2 protein-coding genes are annotated in these 1,215 nt (G+C 78.3%); both read right to left on the bottom strand.

Translation table 11 applies throughout. The features are described 5' to 3' along the window. Nucleotides 1-252: 252 nt before the first annotated feature. Complete coding sequence (locus VR44_RS39065) at nt 253-756, bottom strand: gluconokinase (protein ID WP_045952442.1); 504 nt, start codon at nt 754-756, stop codon at nt 253-255. 135 nt (nt 757-891) lie between these two features. After that, a partial coding sequence (locus tag VR44_RS39070; RefSeq protein ID WP_045952441.1) for an ATP-binding cassette domain-containing protein occupies nt 892-1,215 on the bottom strand: 324 nt, incomplete at its 5' end.

The following is a 1,215-nucleotide window of genomic DNA, read 5'->3' on the forward strand; positions in this document are numbered from 1 at the left end:
GCCGACGGCTTCGCCCTCGCGGCGGCCCAACTGGACGGCCCCGACCCCCGGCGGTCCTGACCCGAGACGGTCCTGCCCTTGCCCGGGTGCACCCGCCCGCGTGCACCCGGGGCGCGTGCACCCGGCGCGCGTGGAGCAGGGGCGTATGGATCCCGGGCGCGCCGACCGGGACGCTGCCCCCCAGGGCCGCGGAGCCGGTGCGTGAACCCCCGCGCCGGGTCCGCCCGCCGTGCGGGCCGGAGGGGAGGGCGCTCAGGGGGCGGTGGTGTCCCGGCCCCCGGGCGGGCGCAGGGCGGACAGTGCCCGTGCGGTGATCTCCTCCGGGGTGCCGGCGACGTCGACGGCGAACCCCGGCTCGTCCGGGTGGAGCGGCTCCAGCACGGCGAACTGGGAGTCCAGCATGGAGGCGGGCATGAAGTGCCCCGTCCGGGCGGCCATCCGGGCCGCGATCAGCGGCCGCCGCCCCGTGAGGTGGACGAACACCACGCCCGCGGGAGCGGCGGCCCGCAGCCGGTCGCGGTAGGCGCGCCTGAGGCAGGAGGCGGCGACCACCCCGCCGCCCGTGCCCCGCCCCCGGATCCACGCGCCGACGGCGTCCAGCCACGGCCACCGGTCGGCGTCCTCCAGCGGGATCCCGGCCGACATCCTGGCCACGTTGGCCGCCGGATGGAAGGCGTCGCCCTCGGCGTAAGGGACGCCGAGCGCCTCCGCGAGCAGCCGGCCCACGGTCGACTTGCCCGTGCCGGACACGCCCATCACCACGATGACGCCCTGGGGGTCCACCTCGTACCTCTCCGTCCTCGCCGGTTCGCCGCTTCCCCCACTCAAGCGCACGGCCCGCCGGGGCCCGCCGCCGGGGTCACCGCCCGGGCGGGCCGGCGGGGCTGGGGGTCAGCCGGCCGCGGCCGTGCCCCGCGCCGCGAACTGGGTGCGGTACAGCTCCTCGTAGCGGCCGCCCGACGCCAGCAGCTCGGTGTGGGTGCCGCGTTCCACGATGCGGCCCTCCTCCACCACCAGGATCAGGTCGGCGGCCTGCACGGTGGACAGCCGGTGTGCGATCACCACCGCGGTCCGCCCCGCCAGGGCCTCGGACAGGGCCTCCTGGACGGCCGCCTCGGAGGTGGAGTCCAGGTGGGCGGTGGCCTCGTCCAGGATCACCACCCGCTGCCGGGCCAGCAGCAGCCGCGCGATGGTCAGCCGCTGCCGCTCCCCGCC

It is taken from the genome of Streptomyces katrae (genome assembly GCF_000966975.1).
In the GTDB taxonomy this organism is placed as follows: domain Bacteria; phylum Actinomycetota; class Actinomycetes; order Streptomycetales; family Streptomycetaceae; genus Streptomyces; species Streptomyces katrae.